Raw genomic sequence first — 19,144 nt, 5'->3', positions numbered from 1 at the left:
CTGTTCCAATTTGTCCGTCGAATCGGCATACTGCGTTCCCATGGCCATCCGCGTCGCCCATATCGGCACCGGCAATGTCGGGCGTCTGGCACTGACCGGGCTGCTGACCAATCCGCGTTACGAACTCACCTCGCTGTGCGTCTCGACGCCGGAGAAGGTCGGCAAGGATGCGGGTGAACTTGCCGGCCTTGACATTTCGACAGGCGTCTCCGCGGTCGCCGATCTCGACGCCGTGATCGCCGCCAAACCGGACTGCGCGGTCTACTGCGCGATGGGCGACACCCGCGGCCCGGAAGCGATCACCGACGTGGTGCGACTGCTGGCGGCAGGCATCAACGTCGTCGGCTCGGCGCCCGTCGTGCTGCAGTACCCGTGGCACCTCATGCCGGGCAAGTACGTCGCAGGCATCGAGGAGGCCGCCAAGGCCGGCAACGCGAGCCTGTTCATCACCGGCGTGGATCCCGGTTTCGCCAACGACCTGATCCCGTTCGCCCTCGCCGGTACGTGCCAGAGCATCCGGCAGGTGCGCTGCATGGAGATCGCCGACTACGCGACCTATGACGGCGTCACGGTGATGTTCGACGTGATGGGCTTCGGCAAGCCGCTGGACGATACGCCGCTGCTGTTCCAGCCCGGGGTGCTCAGCATCGCGTGGGGCACCTCCATCCGGCAGCTGGCCGCGGGGCTGGACATCGAGATCGACGACATCACCGAGGTGTGCGAAAAGGAGCCTGCCCCAGAGTCTTTCGACGTTGCCGCGGGGCATATCGCCGTAGGCACCGTGGCGGCCATGCGGTTCGAGATCCGCGGCATGGTGCGCGATGAGCCGGCGATCGTGATCGAGCATGTCACCCGGCTGCGCGAGGATCTGCGACCGGATTGGGCGCAGCCGGCCCAACCCGGCGGGTCGTATCGCGTCGAGATCGTCGGGGAACCGTCCTACGCCGTCGACATCTGCCCCAGCAGCCGCAAGGGCGACCACAACCACGCGGCGATCGTCGCGGCGGCCGGCCGCATCGTCAACGCCATACCGCACGTGGTGGCGGCGCCTCCCGGCATCCGGACCACCCTGGACATGCCGCTGGTGACCGGCAAGGGTCTCTTCGGGCTCTAGCGCGCCCGCTGCACCGTCAGCACCGGCCAGTCGCGCTCGACGGCCACCGCGGCCAGGCCGGGCCTGGGATTCACCGGCCGGGGATGGCCCACCAGCCGCATCAATGCGCCGTCCTCACCGCCGTCGGCATAGAAGTAACTGCGATCCAACTCGACGTCCTTGTCCTCGCAGAACCGCTGCACCGCATCGGCTTTGCGGGTACCCCAGACGATGGGCCGGATCACGTTGCCGGTCAGCAAACCCTGACCGTCGGTCTCGAAGTGATTGCACAGTACATGGTCGATGCCGAGATGACGCGCGACCGGTTCGGCGTGGATGGTCAGCGCCGACGAGCTCATCACCACGGTGTGGCCACGCTCCTGGTGGCGTCGGACCACCTCGCGCATGTGCGGGTAGACCTTGTCGAGGATGTGCCGGGTGAACAACTGCTCCCCCAGGGCGTCGAGTTCCTGCAACGACTCACCCCGCAGGTAGCCCGCGGCCCGCACGATCAACCGCTCGAACGGCATGCGGCCCAGCCGGTAGCGCACCGAGGCTTCGATGATGCCCAGGATCTCCCCGATGGCGGCCTGCCGATTGCGGATCCGGTGCCCGGCGTGGGCCGTCGCCGTGAACCCGTCGACGAGCGTCCCGTCGAGGTCGAAGAACGCGCCCACCCGCGCACCGCCCGGGCCGTCGCCGATTTCGGCCAAGGACTCGGGTGGCGACAATGTGCGGCCCATGCAAGCAAGTAGACCAAGCCGGGCCGCACTCCGCTAATCCTTAATGGATCACCGACGTTCCCCGACGACACCCCGTCGGTGGGATTCTCGGGATGTTTTGCCCGGGTCCCGCCCCGTAGCGACGCGCCGGAGTACTAAACTAGAACACGTTTCAGTGGATTTTGGTCATGATTTCGCACCCCCGCTTGGAGGAAGCCCGCATGCACACCGCACTCTGCGACGAACTCGGTATCGAATTCCCGATCTTCGCCTTCACCCACTGCCGCGACGTCGTCGTGGCGGTGTCCAAAGCCGGGGGGTTCGGCGTCCTGGGCGCGGTCGGCTTCACCCCTGAGCAACTCGAGATCGAGCTCAACTGGATCGACGAGCACATCGGCGACCATCCGTACGGAGTCGACATCGTGATCCCGAACAAGTACGAGGGCATGGACACCAACATGTCCGCCGACGAGCTGAAAACCATGCTGCAGTCGCTGGTTCCGCAAGAACACCTCGACTTCGCCCGCAAGATCCTCGCCGACCACGGCGTGCCCGTGGAACACAGCGACGACGACGCGCTGCAACTGCTCGGCTGGACCGAGGCCACCGCGACACCACAGGTCGAGGTGGCGCTACGACACCCGAAGATGACATTGATCGCCAACGCGCTCGGCACGCCACCGGCCGACATGATCAAGCACATCCACAACGAGGGCCGCAAGGTAGCGGCGCTGTGCGGCTCCCCCTCGCAGGCCCGCAAGCACGCCGACGCCGGGGTCGACATCATCATCGCGCAGGGCGGCGAGGCCGGTGGGCACAGTGGCGAGGTCGGCTCGATCGTGCTGTGGCCGCAGGTGGTCAAGGAGGTTGCTCCCGTGCCGGTCCTGGCCGCAGGCGGTATCGGCAGCGGTCAGCAGATCGCGGCCGCACTGGCACTCGGGGCGCAGGGCGCGTGGACGGGATCCCAGTGGGTCATGGTCGAGGAATCCGAGCACACCGACGTGCAGCACGCCGCCTACGCCAAGGCCACCAGCCGCGACACCGTCCGCAGCCGGTCCTTCACCGGCAAGCCGGCCCGCATGCTGCGCAACGACTGGACCGATGCCTGGGAGAACCCGGACAACCCCAAGCCACTCGGGATGCCGTTGCAGTACATGGTGTCCGGCATGGCGGTCGCCGCCACCCACAAATACCCCAACGAGAGCGTCGACGTCGCGTTCAACCCGGTGGGCCAGGTCGTCGGGCAGTTCACCAAGGTGGAGAAGACCTCTGCGGTCATCGAACGCTGGGTGCAGGAGTATCTGGAGGCCACCGGCAGGCTCAACGAGCTCAACGAGGCCGCCGGCGTATAGAGCCGGCTCGAGTCTGGGCTTTATACCGAGGATCGCGGCCAGTATGTGGCTGCGATCCTCGGCATTGCAGTTCGTAGGGTTCAGGCGTGGCGCAGCGTAAAGCACTGCCGCCCAAGCCCGTGCGGCCAAGTCGGCGGTCGGTTGTGGTCCACACAGACACCGTCGCACACGCGCGCCCGCTCGTTGCATGTGAGCAATCGCCGGATCTGGCGCTGTCGCATACCCGCGTCGAGAGCTTGCCGACGTGACACGACGCCCTGCCGCGTCAGCGATCTGTTGATAACCGCGCTACGCCGAGGATCTCGGCCAGTATGTGGCTGCGATCCTCGGCATAAGCCTGCGGAGACCCCTGGCCTACGCCCACCTGACTATGTATGGTTGCATACATAATCCAGGAAGGGCGGCGACGTGACGACCCCACGCGAGCGCATGGTGGCCTCGGCTGCACTGCTGATCCGTGAGCGCGGCGCACATCCGACGGCCATCGCCGACGTGCTGCAACACAGCGGTGCGCCGCGCGGTTCGGCGTACCACTACTTCCCCGGCGGTCGCAGCCAATTGATCTGCGAGGCAATTGATTACGCCAACGATCAGATCGCCGCGCGCATCGCCAAGGCCGACAATGCCACCGCTCTGCTCGACGGCATGATCGTCGGCTTCCGCAAGCAACTGCTCAACAGCGAGTTCCGCGCCGGCTGTCCCGTCGTCGCCGTCGCGGTGGAGGCAGGCGATCCGGACGACACCGCCGCGCCGGTCCGGGAGCGTGCCGGCGCGGCATTTCACCGCTGGACCGGCCAGATCGTCGAACGCCTACGGAACGACGGTGTGGCGGCCGACCGCGCCGAGCAACTCGCGATGCTGATCATCAGCTCGATCGAAGGAGCGGTCGTCATCGCCCGCGCGACCCGCGACGTCAAACCGCTCGACCTGATCCACCGTCAATTGCGCGAGCAACTGGCGGCAGCAACCCGCTGAGCCCTACCACCCGAAGGACACCGCCATGACGGTCGACCAATGGCAGCCCACCGCATGCATCTTGTGCGAATGCAACTGCGGCATCGTGGTTCAGACCGAAGGGAGGGCCATCGCCAAGATCCGCGGCGACAAGGACCATCCGGCATCACAGGGCTATACCTGCAACAAGGCACTGCGGCTCGACCACTACCAGAGCAGCACCAATCGGTTGACCTCGCCGCTGCGCCGCCGGCCGGACGGATCGTATGAGGAGATCGACTGGGACACCGCCATTTCCGAGATCGCAGACAGGTTCCTGCAGATTCGCGACAGCCACGGCGGCGACAAGATCTTCTACTACGGCGGCGGCGGTCAGGGTAACCATCTCGGTGGCGCCTACAGCGGGGCCTTCCTCAAGGCGATCGGGTCGCGGTACCGGTCGAACGCCTTGGCGCAGGAGAAGACCGGTGAGGCCTGGGTCGATGCGCACCTGTACGGCGGTCACACCCGAGGCGAGTTCGAACACGCCGAGGTTGCGGTGTTCGTCGGCAAGAACCCGTGGATGTCACAGAGTTTCCCGCGCGCCCGCGTGGTGCTCAACGAGATCGCCAAGGATCCGGGCCGCGCGATGATCGTCATCGACCCGGTCATCACCGACACCGCCAAGATGGCCGACTTCCACCTGCGGGTGCGGCCCGGCACCGACGCGTGGTGCCTGGCCGCGATGGCCGCCATCCTGGTTCAGGAGAACCTGTGCGACGAAACCTTTTTGGCCACCCACGTCAACGGTGCCGATGCGGTTCGCGACGTGCTGAGGCAGGTGCCGGTCGGCGAATATGCGGAGCGCTGCGGCGTCGCGGAAACCCTGCTGCGCCGAGCAGTGCGCCGGATCGGCGCGGCCGAGAGCGTCTCGGTGTTCGAAGACCTCGGCGTTCAGCAGGCGCCCAACAGCACACTGTGCTCGTACCTGAACAAGATGCTCTGGATCCTCACCGGTAATTTCGCCAAACGCGGTGGGCAGCACCTACATTCGTCCTTCGCGCCGTTGTTCGGCTCGGGCGGGGTCGGTCGCAGCCCGGTCACCGGCGCGCCTGTGATCGCCGGTCTCGTGCCCTCGAACGTGGTGCCGCAGGAGATCCTCACCGATCATCCCGACCGGTTCCGCGCGATGATCGTGGAGAGCAGCAACCCGGCGCACTCGGTCGCCGATTCTGCAGCGGTGCGCGCGGCGTTGCAGTCACTGGAACTGCTGGTCGTGATCGACGTCGCCATGACGGAGACGGCGCGGCTGGCCCATTACGTGCTACCCGCGGCGAACCAATTCGAGAAGGCCGAGGCGACGTTCTTCAATCTCGAATTCCCGCACAACACCTTCCACCTGCGCCACCGGCTGTTCGAACCGCTGCCGGGCACACTGCCCGAACCGGAGATCTGGGCCCGGCTGGTCCGGGCCATCGGCGTGGTCGACGACGCCGAACTGCAGCCACTGCGGCGCGCCGCGCTCGACGGGCTGGATGCTTACGCCGCAGCGTTTCTCGGTGCGGTGGGAGCCAATCCGGCGCTGGGCCGGGTGCTGCCGTACGTGCTGTACGAGACGCTCGGGCCGGCGCTGCCGGACGGGCTGGCCGGCGCCGCGGCGCTGTGGGGCCTGGCCCAGAAGACCGCGATGTCATACCCGGACGCCGTGCGACGGGCCGGGCACGCCGATGGCAACGCGCTGTTCGAGGCCATCCTGGCCGGCCGATCCGGGGTGACGTTCACGGTGCACGAGTATCGGGATGACTTCGCGTTGATCAGCCACGCCGATCACAAGATCGCGTTGGACATGCCCGAGATGCTCAATGCCCTAACGGCTTTGCCGACCATGCCGGTGGCGCTGACCACCGCGGAGTTCCCGCTGGTGCTGTCCGCCGGGGAGCGCCGGGCCTACACGGCCAACGACATCTTCCGCGACCCTGGCTGGCGCAAACGCGACGCCCAGGGCGCGTTACGGGTCAGCGTCGAGGATGCCCGCGCCATCGGCCTGAGCGACGGTGACCGGGCCCGGATCACCACCGCGACGGGTAGCGCCGAGGCGACCGTGGAGGTCAGCGATGCGATGCTGCCCGGGCACGTTTCGTTGCCGAACGGATTCGGTCTGGATCACACCGACGCCGAGGGCCGAACGGTGACACCGGGGGTCGCCCCCAACGAACTGACCGCCACGCAGTGGCGCGACGAATACGCGGGCACGCCGTGGCACAAGCACGTGCCTGCCCGGGTGGAACGGGTACCGGTCGTCAGCGTCTCCGGGCTCTGAGCCCGCGGGCCGCGCTCAGGGCAGCGGCGGAGCCGGATCGGCCGGCGGCGGCGCGAACGGGTTCCACGGCGCAGGGGGCGGCGGTGCCGGGACATTTGCCGGAGCCGGCGCGTTACCGGGTACCGGGGCGGCGGCGGGAGCAGGTGCGCCGGGCAGGACGGGACCTGCCGGGGCGACGGTGTGCGCCCCGGGTGCGCCCTGGGGCGCAGGGTCGCCCGGTGAGAGCGGCACGTTCGGCCCGGGTGCCTGATTCGGAATCGGGGTGCTCATGTTGCGCTGCGCGAGGCCCAGGAGCAATGCCTGCTTGCCGCTGATCTCGTTGTTCTGGACCGCGTGCCACAGATCCTTGAGATAGCTCACGTTGGGGCTGTCAGGATCCTGCGCGCTGGGATCCATGGTCGATCCCGGCGGCAGCGAGTCCGGACTGGCCAGGTGTGGGGTGCCCGAAGGCGGCACGGGAAGCGCTCCGGAGGCGGCCGGATCGGCCGCCTGGGGGCCCGGTGCAGCCGCCTGAGGCGCCGGCGCGGCGCCGGGATCCGGGGGCGGTACTGGCAAGCCTGGATCGGCTGACGCCGCCGCTGCGATCATCAGCGCGACGACGGGAGCCGACGCGCAGCACGCAGCCGCGCACGCAAGCTTTCGGATGTCGACGGTCATCGGTGGCCTCTCGCTGTTACTCCAGGGGCTGATGGTAGCGCTGGGTCCATCGGCGGTGCCACCCAATCGTTACACCGGCCGAATCGGAACACGTTCCAAAACCGAGGTCATCCGACTTTGTGTAACCCGCTGCACACCCCGCCAGCTGTGGTGTAGCAAGGAGTCACAACACTACACAACGTCGTCGCGAGGGAGCACTCCACGCCATGCCGACCCTGAATCTCCCGCCCGGATTCGACTTCACGGACCCCGACATCTACGCCCAACGGCTGCCGGTCGACGAGCTGGCCCAGATGCGCAAGCTGGCGCCGATCTGGTGGAACGAACAGCCCGTCGACGGCACGGGCTTCGATGACGGCGGATTCTGGGTCGTCACCAAGCACAGGGACGTCAAGGAGGTGTCCTTGCGCAGCGACGTCTTTTCCAGCCAGGAGAAGACCGCCCTGCCCCGCTACCCCGAGGGCAGCATCTCCCAGCAGATCGAGCACGGAAAGTTCGTGCTGCTCAACATGGACGCCCCGCATCACACTCACCTACGCAAGATCGTCTCGCGGGCATTCACCCCACGTGCCGTGGAAAAGCTGCGTGATGACCTCGCCCGGCGCGCCCGCACCATCGTCAAGGCCGCGGCCGCCGAGAACGCCGGCGACTTCGTCGAGCAGGTGTCGTGTGAACTGCCGCTGCAGGCCATCGCCGGGCTCATGGGGGTGCCGCAAGAAGACCGTAAGAAGCTCTTCGACTGGTCCAATCAGATGGTCGGCAACCAGGATCCTGAGTTTGCCGGCAACGACGCCATGTCGGCGTCGGTGGAGCTGATCATGTACGGGATGAAGATGGCAGCCGAGCGGTCCGCCAACCCCGGCGACGATCTGGTGACCACGCTGGTGCAGGCCGATGTCGAGGGCCACAAGCTCTCCGACGACGAGTTCGGCTTCTTCGTGATCCTGCTGGCTGTTGCGGGCAATGAGACGACCCGCAACTCGATCACCCAGGGCATGATGGCGTTCACCGAGTTCCCCGACCAGTGGGAGCTGTTCAAGCGGCAACGGCCGGCCACCGCGGCCGACGAGATCGTCCGCTGGGCCACTCCGGTGACATCGTTCCAGCGCACTGCGCTCGCGGACACCGAACTATCCGGGGTGCAGATCAAGAAGGGACAGCGGGTGGTGATGTTCTACCGCTCGGCCAACTTCGACGAGGAGGTGTTCGACGATCCGTACACTTTCGATATCTTGCGAAATCCCAACCCGCACGTGGGATTCGGCGGTACCGGCGCGCACTACTGCATCGGCGCGAACCTGGCCAGGATGACCATCGACCTGATGTTCAATGCCATCGCCGACGAGATGCCCGACCTCGCGCCGCTGGCCGAACCCGAACGGCTACGGTCGGGTTGGCTCAACGGCATCAAACATTGGCAGGTCGACTACCGCGGCACTGCGAATGCGAAATGCCCTGTGCCGCATCATGACCAGGGTAGTCAATGATCGAACGCCAGTAGTCCTCTGGGATTTCGGCGCCGCTGCGCAACACGATGGCCAATCCGGTTGCCATGGCTATGCCCAAAAGACCCAGCCACAGCCCGAACACGGCGATCACGATCCACAGCACCACGGTCACCGCCGGCCACGGCGATACCACCGCCAGCACCGGCGCGAAGAAGAATCCGGTACCCACATAGGCGGCCGAGCCCGCGCGGTCGGCTGTCATCACGAAGCGCAACCATCGTGGGATCGGCGTAGCCGGGCGGGTGAGGTGAACCATGGCGCCTCCTGTACTTCAGAGTTTGTCCCGACATCACCACGCTCGCCGGTGTGCGTAATGGGCGCAATTACCTCAGAGGTAGTGGCGCAGCAACGTGCCGTCGCCGAGACTGGTCGGGTGACCACGGCGACCAGGCAGTCATCCATCGGCACATTGATGCGTGAGTGGCGGCAGCGCCGCCGGATCAGTCAGCTCGAGCTGGCGATCGAGGCGGACGTGTCGGCGCGGCACGTCAGCTTCATCGAAACCGGGCGCTCAACCCCGAGTCGGGCGATGGTGCTACGACTCGCCTCGGTGCTGGATGTTCCACTGCGGGAACAGAATCGGTTGCTGATGGCCGCGGGGCTTGCCCCGGTGTACGGCGAACGCCCCCTTGACGATCCCGATATGGCCGCGTTGCGGGACGGCGTGACGCGGGTGCTGGAGGCCTACCACCCGTACCCGTGCGTAGTTATCGACCGGGCGTGGAACCTGGTGCAGGCCAACGCCGGAACGGCGCTGCTGTTGCAGGGCGTCGCCGAGCACCTGCTCGCCCAGCCCAATGCGTTGCGGATCACGCTGCATCCCGAGGGCATGGCGCCGCGGATCCGCAATCTGGCCGAGTGGCGTCATCACCTGATCAGCAGGCTGCAACGCGAGGTGTCCGTCAGCGGGTCCGACGAGCTGGCCGCGCTGCTGTCCGAGATCGAGTCCTATCCCGGCGGGTCGGCGCCGATCCGGGATCTCGGCGGCGTTGTGGTGCCACTGGAGCTGGACACCGAACACGGCCCGCTGACGTTCCTGAGCACGGTCACGACGTTCGGTACGGCGCTGGACCTCACCGCGGCCGAGCTCAGCATCGAGGCATTCCTGCCCGCCGACGCGGCTACCGCGGCGGCGCTGCGCTGAGCGTCAGGCGTTGATGATGATCGGATCACCGATGTTGACGGTGTTGAAGTACCACGCCGCGTTGTCCGGGCTGAGGTTGATGCAGCCGTGGCTGACGTTCGAATTGCCCTGTTGTGCCACCGACCACGGCGCCGAGTGCACGTACACCCCGCCCCAGGTGACCCGGACCGCGTCGTTGACGGTCAGCTTGTACCCTTCCGGATCGCTCAACGGGATGCCGATGGTCCGCGAATCCATCACCACCGTCTTCTCTTTCGACAGTGCGGTGAAGGAACCGACGGGAGTCGGGTGCTTGGGCTTGCCCATCGAAGCGGGCATGGTGCGGGCGACCTGACCGTCGATGCTGACGGTGAAGGTGTGGGCGCTGATGTCGGCCACGCCGAGCACGGTGGCGCCGGTTTCGAAGCTGGTCTTGAAGCCCTCGGCGCTCACCGAAATGGTGGAGTGAGCCGGGTAGAACTGATCGGGCGTCCATCGCATCACGTCATTGCTCAACCAGGTGACCTTGCCGGTCGGCGCGGTCCCCGCCGAGGTCGTCACCCGCAGGCTGTGCTCGGCGGCCCCGCGGTCGATCACCGGAGCGCTGAACGTCACGGTCACCGGGTACGCCACCCCGACGACGGCTCCTGCCGACGGCTCGACCGTCGCCACCGGATTCGGGGTACTGACGGCTGCCGCCGCGACGTTAACCGAGCCGGCGAGGGCCAGGGTGGCGATCCCGATCACCGCAAACACTTTTCGGACCGATCCCAGCGCGGTTCGAGGACCGGGCGACGAGGTGTTCAGCATTCCTGCAGTGTAGTTCGTCCGCTCCCCCCGCCGCGGTAATCGCAGGCCGAGGCCGGTAGGCGTCGCATCGGATTCACGAGGGAGGCGAGTCACGCTTATTGCATCGACACCCGCGGCAGGAACGTTTCATCCGCCCCGGGATGGGTGTGGTGCGCCACGGTCCACCAGCAACACCGCGCCGGGCGAGATCGCTCGATACCGAAAACGACTCGGTAATTGCCACCGGCCCGTGCGGGTGGACTATGGCACCGGGGGCGGTGCCGGCACGTCCTGCGCGGGAAGCGGCTGGTCGGGAGCGGAGGCCGGCGGTTGCGCGGGCACGGCCGCACCGGCCTGGTCGGGGAGCTGCTCGGTCGCGACGTCCGGCGCCGGGTGCAGGCGCCCCAATCGCCCGAGGATCCGCATGCGCAGCGGCAGCTTGGTGGCGGGATCCTCCTGCGCCGCGGGCGCGGCGGGGACCTCCGCCTGCGGCGGCGCGTCCGGCGTCGCCGCGGGCACGTCGGGAACCTGGCCGCCGGGTGCCTCCTGAGGAACCGGAACCCCGGCGGCAGGCTGATCGATGCTGGGCGCGGTGACGAATTCCGGCGCCAGTGGTTGCGGTGCGGACGATTCGACGGGCGCCGACTCGACGATCTGGGCCTGTGGCGTCGGCGCAACCGCCGCGGGCGGCGGTGCAGGCACCGCCGCTGACGCGCCCGAGACGTTGACGGCCGGACGGGTGCTCGGTGGCGCGGGTTCCTGGCCCGTCACGAGGTGCATGCTGACCGCAACGGAGGTCGAAACGACGAACGTCACCACACCCCCGGCCAACATCGCCACCGGCGCGAAAGTTGCTGCAGTCCAGTGTTTCCGGCGTGCAACGGGGCTGCCGTCGAACATGAACCGACCGCGTCGCGCCGAGGAGAGGGCCGCACCGCGGGCCAGCGCCAGCTCGGCTTCGGCAGGCGTGTACACCGGAACCCCGAGCGTCCGTTCCAGCCGGGGCATGACGCCGGTCAGGTCACCCGCCGACCCGACCACCACCACCGCATCCGGACGCGGGGCTGCGGCGGCGAAAACACCGCGCAGCCAGTCGGACAGCCCCTCGTCACCGTCGACGAGGTGGTTGACCGCGCTGCGTACCGGCCCGCCGCCGGGCCGAACGGTCAGTGCGATGACCATCTCGGGTTCGATGATGCAGACCACCGTCGAGTCGAACCCGACGACGTCGGCGATGCCGCGGGCCAGCGCCTCGGTGGCCTGGGGCAACCGGACCGGCACCACACTCGGGAAGCCGGACTCCGGGAGCGTCTTGATCACCTGGGACGCCTCGCGTTCGGCGTAGTCACTCCACGTGACGCCGACCGAGCGCAATTCGTGGCCGCTGCCCGCCGCCAGCGCGTCGAGGTGCGCCACCGCGGATACGACCTCGTCGCAGACGTCGCGCTCGTTGTAGGACCGCAGATCGATCGTGTCGCGGGCCAGCGTGGTGCCGTCCCCGTCGCGTCCTTCGGCCAGGACCAGACCGACGCTGGATCCCGTCATCGAGACGCCGAGCACCGCGTCCACACGTACTCCCCTCGGAGCTGTGGCCACGAAACGGTGGCCCGCCGCAACGCGACTACGCAACATACCGCGGGCCTGGAAGTGTGGCCGCCGTCCACCTGTTCGGGCTGACCATACCCGGGCCTCACCGGGCAAGTACACCTGGTGACCGGCCGCTTCGGCGCGGGTGCCGCACGTCAATATGTGCTGTGCCGGGTGAACGCAGTGCACAGGACGGGAATCGATTTTGCGGGCGGACGCGGTAAATTACCGCCCGGAATCAGGGCGCCCCGTCAGCCCCGCGTGTCCTGCCCGCCGGAGAGAATGTCGCCCAGCAGTGTCGGTTCGATGTTGCCGCCTGAGACGATGACCACCGTTGGACCGGCGGGCAGCGGCCCCCTGCGGTAGCCGGCGAGCGCAACGGCACCACTGGGTTCGGCGATCAGATGCGCGCGCTGCGCCAGTTCCCGTACCGCCGTGCGGATCTCGTCCTCGCTGACCGTGATGACACCGTCGAGAACGTGTTGCAGGTGGGCAAACGTCAGCGCCGACGGGGTGGAGCGCAATCCGTCGGCAATGGTCCGGTTACGTTGTGCCACTGGCCAATCCACCAGATGGCCGCACGCCAGCGCTTCGGCGGTGTCTGCCGCCAGCTCGGGTTCGACACCAAATATCTTGGCGTGCGGGCACAGTGCGCGGATCGCGGTGCCGATCCCGGAGGCCAGCCCGCCACCGCTGATGGGAATCAGCACCGTCGCGACAGCGGGGAGGTCCTCGGCGATCTCCAGCCCGGCGGTCCCCTGACCGGCGATGACAGCCGGGTGGTCGAACGGCGGTATCAGGACACCGCCGGTGCGTTCGACGAGTTCTGCGGCCACCCGTTCGCGCTGGCCCGCGGCACACAGCACCACCTGCGCGCCGTGCGCCCTGGTCGCGTCGACCTTGACCGCGGGCGTTTCCTCGGGCATCACGATGTGCGCGGCGACGCCGTAGCGCGTAGCGGCGAAGGCGACCGCCTGGGCGTGGTTGCCGCTGGAGTACGCCACCACTCCCCGATTCCGCACCTGCGGATCCAGCACGCCGAGCGCGTTGAACGCGCCGCGGATCTTGAACGCACCGATGGGTTGCAGATTCTCGGGTTTGAGCCACAACGGACGGTCCGCGTCGCCCCACGCGGCACGCAACAGCGGAGTACGAACCACGTCAGCGGCGATACGCCCGGCGGCGGCACGGATGTCCTCGATGGTCACCAGTCTCACGCCGCCAAGTCAACACCGCGGCGCTACAGTGGCTCGCGCCCGGGTGTCGGCGAAAGGGTGTTCAGGTGACGGAGTTCAGTTTTCCGATCGTGCCGCGGTACGCGGAGATCGACCAGCAGGGTGTGGTGTTCAACGGGCACTACCTGACGTGGTTCGACGAGACGTTCGGTGCACTGTTGGATCACCTCGGCGAAAGCTACCCCGACCTCATCGCCTCCGGATTCGACGTGCAGGTGGTGCACAGCGAGATCGACTACCTGGCGTCGGTGCGCTGGCGCGACGCCGTGCGGGTCACCGCGCAGTGCGAGCGCCTCGGTACGACGAGCTTCACCCTGGGCTTCACGGTGCTGAGCTCCGATGCCACCACCGCCGAACGGCCCGCCGTCACCGGCCGCAACGTCTACGTCGTCGTCTCCACCGCGGACTGGGCCAAACGACCGGTCCCCGAACCTCTCCGCACGGCACTCAAAGCCGTTGCCGTGCAATGAGTCTCACCGGTCAGCCGTAGCGCGTCGACGGTGGCGGTAGGGTCGCCGCATGCGCGACCACGGAGCACACCGAGAACTGCCACCTGGCATGGCCGAACAGCTCGATCTGCCGTACTCCGGGATGGTGTCGTTCGGCCACCGCCCCTTCCTGACCGAGGTCGACCAACTCGACTCGTGGCAGCCCGATGTCGCGATCCTCGGGGCCCCGTTCGACGTCGGGACGACCAACCGGCCCGGCGCGCGCTTCGGCCCGCGCGCCATCCGCGCCACCGCTTATGAACCCGGCACCTACCACCTCGACCTGGGGCTGGAGATCTTCGACTGGCTCGAGGTGGTGGACTTCGGTGACGCGTACTGCCCGCACGGGCAGACCGAGGTGTCGCACGCCAACATCCGTGAGCGGGTGCACGCGGTCGCCTCGCGCGGCATCGTCCCTGTCGTGCTCGGCGGCGACCATTCCATCACCTGGCCCTCGGCCACCGCGGTCGCCGACGTGCACGGCTACGGCAACGTGGGCATCGTGCACTTCGACGCACATGCCGACACCGCCGACATGATCGAAGGCAACCTGGCCAGCCACGGCACGCCGATGCGTCGGCTCATCGAGTCCGGAGCGGTGCCCGGCACGCACTTCGTACAGGTCGGCCTGCGCGGATACTGGCCGCCGCAAGACACGTTCGAGTGGATGTTAGAGCAGGGCATGACGTGGCACACCATGCAGGAGATCTGGGACCGCGGCTTCAAGGAAGTGATGAACGACGCCGTCGGCGAAGCCCTGGCCAAAGCTGAAAAGCTCTATCTCTCAGTCGATATCGACGTTCTCGATCCGGCACACGCACCGGGCACCGGCACCCCGGAGCCGGGCGGCATCACCAGCGCCGACCTGCTGCGGATGGTGCGCCAGCTGTGCTACAGCCACGACGTCGCCGGCGTGGACGTGGTCGAGGTCTCCCCCGCCTACGACCACGCCGAGCTGACCGTGAACGCCGCGCACCGCGTGGTGTTCGAGGCACTGGCGGGTATGGCTGCCCGGCGCCGCGACGCCGCCCAGGCCAAACCGGGCCCGCCGGCCCGCTGACCGGTGCCGTTGAAACACCCTGGCGCCAGTAGGACAATCGGGGTGGCCATCGCGGTCCGATCGGGGAGGAACGATCATGACGTATGCCGGCAACAGAACCTTTGACGACGACGCACCTGAGGCTGATGCGGTCGAACAGCTCACTCCCGTCACCGTCGACGACGAGGACATGTCCGAACCCGCAAGGGTGCGGATATCGCCCGACACGGATGCCGACGAGGCGGATCTGATCGAACAAGCCACTGCCGTCCCGTTCGACGACGACCTGGATTTCGACCGCTGACCAGAGAGGACGCCGGCATGCGGATGCCCGAGGCGCTGGAAGCCCTGTCCACCGATCCCGACGCCGACCGGGTGTTCGGTGAGCCGTATCAGACTCCCGACGGGGCCACCATCGTCCCGGTGTCCAAGGTGCGGCACCGCCGCGACGGCAGCCGGGTCACTCGCGCGCTCGGCGTGTTCGTGGTCAAGGACGGCAGGCCGGCGTGGGTTCCCGCCGTCGACGCCACCCGGCTGGCCTTGATGGGCGAATTGATCGGCCTGGTCGCGGCGACGCTGGCCACCGTGGCTATGATTCGTCGCCCGCCGTGGCCGGATCTGCGGGCCGACCTTTCGCGCTGCGCCTGACCGTCAGTCGCCACAGCGCGGCGGTCACCGCCAGCGCGGCGAGCGCGGCCAGCCAGGGCCAAGCCCCATGCTGATGGACCCAGCCCGCGATGGTGCCCTGCACGCGACCGGCCCCGGCGATCACCGGGTCGTCGGGTGAGCCGCCCCCGCCGAACAGCCGGATCTCGTAGAGCCCGTAGTACGCGACGTAGGCCCCGACGGCGATCAGCAGTGCGCCGCTGATTCTGTTGACGTGCGGCACTATTCGCCGTATCCGGTCGACCACCACAGTGCTCGCCGACGCGGCGGCCACGGCGAGGACTCCGACGATCACCATGAATCCGGCCGCGTAGGCGCCGAGCACGGCGACGCCACGCAGCGGGGTACCCGATCGGAACGCGGCACCGGTTGCGGCGAGAAATGGTCCGACCGTGCAGGACAACGAGGCCAAGGCGTAGCCCACGCCGTAGCCGAACATGGACCCCAGGCGCGCCGTCGGCGCCCAATTGGCGTGGCGTGTCAACGTGTCTGCGGCGAGCAGTCCCAGATGCCGGCCCGCCAGTAGCCAACCGCCGAGCCCCAGCAGGACCAGCCCGATCAGCACCGTGACATAAGGCAGGTAACGCTGCACGGTGCTGGCCACCGCGACCGTCAACGCGGCGAAAAGCCCGAAGACCGCGACGAAGCCCGCCGTCATCGCGACTGTGGCGAGCAGGGCGCGGCGCACCGCCCGGGGCCATTCGCGTTCGTCCGGTCCGCGCACGACCAGCACGAGATACCCTGGCAGCAAAGCGAATCCACACGGATTCAGCGCTGCGACAAGGCCGGCGCCGAACGCCAGCCCCACCAGTTCGTCACCCACGCCGGTCAGCGCAGCGCAGCCACCCGACTGGCCAACTCGTCCTGCGGCATGGCCGATGTCGGGTTGTTCACGAACGTCGACGACCCGTCGGCGCGGTAGAAGACATAGGCCGGTTGCCACGGCACGTTGTAACGCGCCCAGATCGAACCGTCGGCATCGTTGAGATTGGTGAAGTTCAGGTGGTACTTGTCGACGAAGCCCTGCATCGCACCGACGTCGGAGTGCGCGGCCACGCCCACGAACGTCACGCCCGGGTTCGCGGCCGACACGGCGCTGACACCGGGAGCCTCGGCGTTGCAGAACGGGCACCATGGCGTCCAGAACCACAGCACCGCAGGGTGCCCGGCCAGGGTCGAGCCGTTGAACGGTGCGCCCGAGAGGGTCGTACCGGTGAACTGCATACGGTCATCGGCGAGCGCGGCGGGCGGGACCACCAACGCCAGCCCGAGCGCGACCACACTCATGACGGCGGCCAGGGCGAAGCTCAACATTCTCGGTCGCCGCCAGATTCGCGTACTCATGGCACCATCTCCTCGGCTCAAGGTGCAGCATGCACGCGGGTGCGCGCACACACCCATGACACGACGGTAAGCACACCCGGGTTCAACAGGAAGGGCCGAAACGAAACTGATGCCGCAGCGACGTACGCTGCGGCATCAGCCGGTCCGGCGGGTTATCCGACGCCGAAGATCGGGATGAACAGGCCGAACAGCCAGACACCCCACTGGTGAGGACCGTCATTCCACACGGGTGTCAGGTTGTACCCGTAGTAGTTGATGGTCGGCGGCAACGGTCCACCGCGCCACTGGTACGGCGGCGGCGGGCCCCAGCCCCATGGCGGCGGGCCCTGGCGGTCATCCCACCAGTCGTGCCGGTTGTTGGCCCACCACGGACCCTTGTTGTCCCAGTCCCCGTGATCGTTGCCCCAGCGGCCGTGGTCGTTGTTCCAGTCCGCGCGGTCGTTGTTCCAGGGGCCGCGGTCGGGTCCCCGGCCAGGCCCGTTGCAGAACGGGAAGCAGTCGTCCTGACCGTGTCCGGGCTGTAGCGGCGCAGGTACGACTGGGGCCGCCGATGCGGCCGGAGCGCCTGCGACTCCGATTCCGAGTGCGCCGACGGTCATCGCCGCCGCGACGAAATTCCTCAGTTTCATTCATGAACCTCCTACGTTGGTGACCCGGGCGCCTGCCATCCCCCAATGGCCGGGCGCCGTAACGCCTTGCGACTTCACCGCAGTGAGACGTTCACCCCGTGTGAGTTATCGGCGCGGTTGCCCCGAGCGTTACCCCGCGTGGGTACCCGGCGATTCGGCGCGGCGCGGTTAGCCTCGAGGCGATGTCGCACGTCGCCACAGCCGAACCGACCCGTTCGGTGCCCAAGTTCGCTGCGGCGGCGGTGCTGGCGATCGCTGCCGTGACTGGGTTGGCACATTGCGTCGCAACGCTATTGGGCCGGGGCTACTGGTTCGACGAGGTGTACATGCTGGCCATCGGCCGGTATCACCTGGACTGGGGTTCGGCCGATCAGCCGCCTGGCGCCACCGCGCTGGCCGCTCTCATGGACACCGTTGCGCCGAACTCTGTGTTTGCGTTGCGCATTCCCGCCATGCTGGCGACCGTGGGCGCCGTTGTGGTGGCAGCGCTGATCGCCCGGGAGTTCGGCGGAGACCGTGGCGCCCAGGTGATCACGGCTGTGGCGCAAGCCACAGCGCTCTGGCCGACGCTGACCGGGCATTGGTTGACGCCCTACACGCTCGAACCGGTCCAGTGGCTCACCATCATGTGGCTGTTGGTCCGCTGGGTGCGGCTGCGCGACGACCGACTGCTGGTGGCGCTCGGCGTGGTGGTCGGCCTCGCCGTGATGACGAAGTTCCAGGTGTTGCTGCTGTGCGCGATGTTGCTCGTGTGCATCGCGATCACCGGCCCGCGCGATCTGCTGCGCCGACCGGCTCTGTGGCTGGGCGCCGCGATCGCCGTCGCCGTTGCCGCACCGACGCTGTGGTGGCAACAGTCACACGGTTGGCCGCAATGGCAGATGACCAGCGTGGTCGCCGGCGAAGCCGAGGCGCTCTACGGCGGGCGCCCGGGTGTCGCGGTGCAGCTGGTGCTTTACGCAGGGGTACTCGGGGTGGTCCTCGGGCTCTACGGCACCTGGCAGCTGCTGCGCGCGCCACACTGGCGGGAGTACCGGTTCATCGCGGTCACCGCCGTGGCCCTGTACGTGGTGTTCGTCGCGACGCTGGGCCGCCCGTACTACCTGGCGGGGCTCTACGGGGTGCTGGCCGCGGCAGGCGCGGTGAGCCTGCAACTGCGACGTGCGGGCAAGGCCGGCGCTCGGCGCTGGCCGGCACGTGTGGGCGTCTTGACGAGCATCGCAGCGGCGGTGCTCATCCTGGTCTTCTCCGTCGGGGCCACCCGCTCGGAGGTCGGCGAGAGGATCGCCCACACCACCGCGCAGGCCTACCACAGCCTGCCCGGACCCGAGCGCGAACACACTGCACTGCTGGGCGAGTCCTACATCGTGGCGGCATATCTCGACGGCTATGCACCGAGGTACGGCCTGCCGCCGGCCTACAGCACCAACCGCAGCTACGGCTACTTCCCGCCGCCACCTGAGTCGGTGGACACCGTGCTCTATGTGGGCCGAACCCCGGAACCGCTGCGGGGATACTTCGCATCCGCAGACAAGGTCGGCACGGTGAACGACGATCTCGACATCTATCTGCTGAGCAGGCGCGAGCAACCGTGGCAACAGATCTGGCCGCTGCTGCGCACACTGACCGTATCCTGACCGCGCGACGGGTCTGGGCCGA

20 protein-coding genes are annotated in these 19,144 nt (G+C 67.9%); 11 read left to right on the top strand and 9 right to left on the bottom strand.

What is annotated here, in order from left to right:
* Nucleotides 1–40: 40 nt before the first annotated feature.
* Nucleotides 41–1,114 (top strand): NAD(P)H-dependent amine dehydrogenase family protein, encoded by a 1,074-nt coding sequence (locus RMCB_RS07130; RefSeq protein WP_062828218.1) that lies wholly within the window; start codon nt 41–43, stop codon nt 1,112–1,114.
* On the opposite strand, the gene RMCB_RS07125 is transcribed toward RMCB_RS07130, so the two are convergent.
* A complete protein-coding gene (locus tag RMCB_RS07125; RefSeq protein WP_062828217.1) occupies nt 1,111–1,836 on the bottom strand; it encodes an HAD family hydrolase in 726 nt (241 codons plus the stop codon). The genes RMCB_RS07130 and RMCB_RS07125 overlap by 4 nt on opposite strands.
* A 200-nt stretch (nt 1,837–2,036) precedes the next feature.
* Here RMCB_RS07125 and RMCB_RS07120 point away from each other — a divergent pair, with 200 nt between their 5' ends.
* The 3 genes from RMCB_RS07120 to RMCB_RS07110 all read left to right on the top strand — a co-directional run bounded on the left by RMCB_RS07120 (nt 2,037) and on the right by RMCB_RS07110 (nt 6,420).
* Complete coding sequence (locus RMCB_RS07120; protein WP_062828216.1) at nt 2,037–3,167, top strand: nitronate monooxygenase; 1,131 nt, start codon at nt 2,037–2,039, stop codon at nt 3,165–3,167.
* A 408-nt stretch (nt 3,168–3,575) separates the two neighbouring features.
* The gene (locus RMCB_RS07115; protein ID WP_062828215.1) at nt 3,576–4,142 is read left to right on the top strand and encodes a TetR/AcrR family transcriptional regulator; all 567 of its coding nucleotides are present in this window, start codon (nt 3,576–3,578) and stop codon (nt 4,140–4,142) included.
* A 25-nt stretch (nt 4,143–4,167) separates the two neighbouring features.
* A complete protein-coding gene (locus RMCB_RS07110) occupies nt 4,168–6,420 on the top strand; it encodes a molybdopterin-dependent oxidoreductase (protein WP_062828214.1) in 2,253 nt (750 codons plus the stop codon).
* A 15-nt stretch (nt 6,421–6,435) separates the two neighbouring features.
* Here RMCB_RS07110 and RMCB_RS07105 read toward each other — a convergent pair whose 3' ends face one another.
* Nucleotides 6,436–7,077, bottom strand: a complete 642-nt coding sequence (locus RMCB_RS07105; protein ID WP_062828213.1) for a hypothetical protein — start codon at nt 7,075–7,077, stop codon at nt 6,436–6,438.
* Between the two features lie 206 nt (nt 7,078–7,283).
* Here RMCB_RS07105 and RMCB_RS07100 point away from each other — a divergent pair, with 206 nt between their 5' ends.
* Nucleotides 7,284–8,564 (top strand): cytochrome P450, encoded by a 1,281-nt coding sequence (locus RMCB_RS07100; protein WP_062828212.1) that lies wholly within the window; start codon nt 7,284–7,286, stop codon nt 8,562–8,564.
* Here the strand turns inward: RMCB_RS07100 and RMCB_RS07095 are convergent.
* Nucleotides 8,485–8,841, bottom strand: coding sequence for a hypothetical protein (locus RMCB_RS07095; RefSeq protein WP_072278427.1), 357 nt, complete (start codon nt 8,839–8,841; stop codon nt 8,485–8,487). The genes RMCB_RS07100 and RMCB_RS07095 overlap by 80 nt on opposite strands.
* A gap of 156 nt (nt 8,842–8,997) precedes the next feature.
* Between RMCB_RS07095 and RMCB_RS07090 the strand changes: the two genes are divergently transcribed.
* On the top strand, nt 8,998–9,729 hold the full coding sequence (locus tag RMCB_RS07090; RefSeq protein ID WP_062828328.1) for a helix-turn-helix domain-containing protein: 732 nt from the start codon (nt 8,998–9,000) through the stop codon (nt 9,727–9,729).
* Between the two features lie 3 nt (nt 9,730–9,732).
* On the opposite strand, the gene RMCB_RS07085 is transcribed toward RMCB_RS07090, so the two are convergent.
* The 3 genes from RMCB_RS07085 to RMCB_RS07075 all read right to left on the bottom strand — a co-directional run bounded on the left by RMCB_RS07085 (nt 9,733) and on the right by RMCB_RS07075 (nt 13,301).
* A complete protein-coding gene (locus RMCB_RS07085; protein ID WP_029370617.1) occupies nt 9,733–10,518 on the bottom strand; it encodes a L,D-transpeptidase in 786 nt (261 codons plus the stop codon).
* Nucleotides 10,519–10,758: 240 nt separating this feature from the next.
* Entirely contained in the window at nt 10,759–12,066 is a 1,308-nt protein-coding gene (locus RMCB_RS07080) for a DUF7159 family protein (RefSeq protein ID WP_062828211.1), read from the bottom strand.
* Nucleotides 12,067–12,335: 269 nt separating this feature from the next.
* On the bottom strand, nt 12,336–13,301 hold the full coding sequence (locus tag RMCB_RS07075) for a threonine ammonia-lyase (RefSeq protein WP_062828210.1): 966 nt from the start codon (nt 13,299–13,301) through the stop codon (nt 12,336–12,338).
* Between the two features lie 65 nt (nt 13,302–13,366).
* Here RMCB_RS07075 and RMCB_RS07070 point away from each other — a divergent pair, with 65 nt between their 5' ends.
* From RMCB_RS07070 to RMCB_RS07055, 4 genes are all read left to right on the top strand, one after another.
* The gene (locus RMCB_RS07070) at nt 13,367–13,789 is read left to right on the top strand and encodes an acyl-CoA thioesterase (protein ID WP_029370614.1); all 423 of its coding nucleotides are present in this window, start codon (nt 13,367–13,369) and stop codon (nt 13,787–13,789) included.
* Nucleotides 13,790–13,877: 88 nt separating this feature from the next.
* Nucleotides 13,878–14,867 (top strand): agmatinase, encoded by a 990-nt coding sequence (gene speB, locus RMCB_RS07065; protein ID WP_029370613.1) that lies wholly within the window; start codon nt 13,878–13,880, stop codon nt 14,865–14,867.
* A 76-nt stretch (nt 14,868–14,943) separates the two neighbouring features.
* Nucleotides 14,944–15,150, top strand: a complete 207-nt coding sequence (locus RMCB_RS07060) for an Rv3202a family protein (RefSeq protein WP_029370612.1) — start codon at nt 14,944–14,946, stop codon at nt 15,148–15,150.
* A 17-nt stretch (nt 15,151–15,167) separates the two neighbouring features.
* Complete coding sequence (locus tag RMCB_RS07055; RefSeq protein WP_029370611.1) at nt 15,168–15,494, top strand: hypothetical protein; 327 nt, start codon at nt 15,168–15,170, stop codon at nt 15,492–15,494.
* On the opposite strand, the gene RMCB_RS07050 is transcribed toward RMCB_RS07055, so the two are convergent.
* The 3 genes from RMCB_RS07050 to RMCB_RS35985 form a co-directional block, all read right to left on the bottom strand.
* Nucleotides 15,436–16,335: a cytochrome c biogenesis CcdA family protein gene (locus tag RMCB_RS07050; RefSeq protein ID WP_062828209.1), complete on the bottom strand. Its 900-nt coding sequence runs from the start codon at nt 16,333–16,335 to the stop codon at nt 15,436–15,438. The genes RMCB_RS07055 and RMCB_RS07050 overlap by 59 nt on opposite strands.
* Before the next feature lie 5 nt (nt 16,336–16,340).
* Nucleotides 16,341–16,856: a protein disulfide oxidoreductase gene (locus RMCB_RS07045; RefSeq protein WP_109784197.1), complete on the bottom strand. Its 516-nt coding sequence runs from the start codon at nt 16,854–16,856 to the stop codon at nt 16,341–16,343.
* A 152-nt stretch (nt 16,857–17,008) separates the two neighbouring features.
* Nucleotides 17,009–17,485, bottom strand: a complete 477-nt coding sequence (locus RMCB_RS35985; RefSeq protein ID WP_029370608.1) for a hypothetical protein — start codon at nt 17,483–17,485, stop codon at nt 17,009–17,011.
* Between the two features lie 182 nt (nt 17,486–17,667).
* Here RMCB_RS35985 and RMCB_RS07040 point away from each other — a divergent pair, with 182 nt between their 5' ends.
* The gene (locus RMCB_RS07040) at nt 17,668–19,122 is read left to right on the top strand and encodes a glycosyltransferase family 39 protein (protein WP_072278426.1); all 1,455 of its coding nucleotides are present in this window, start codon (nt 17,668–17,670) and stop codon (nt 19,120–19,122) included.
* The last annotated feature ends 22 nt before the right edge of the window (nt 19,123–19,144 follow it).

It is taken from the genome of Mycolicibacterium brisbanense, assembly GCF_001570425.1.
GTDB classification, from domain to species: Bacteria; Actinomycetota; Actinomycetes; order Mycobacteriales; family Mycobacteriaceae; genus Mycobacterium; species Mycobacterium brisbanense.
This window is presented reverse-complemented; position numbering and strand designations above follow the sequence as displayed.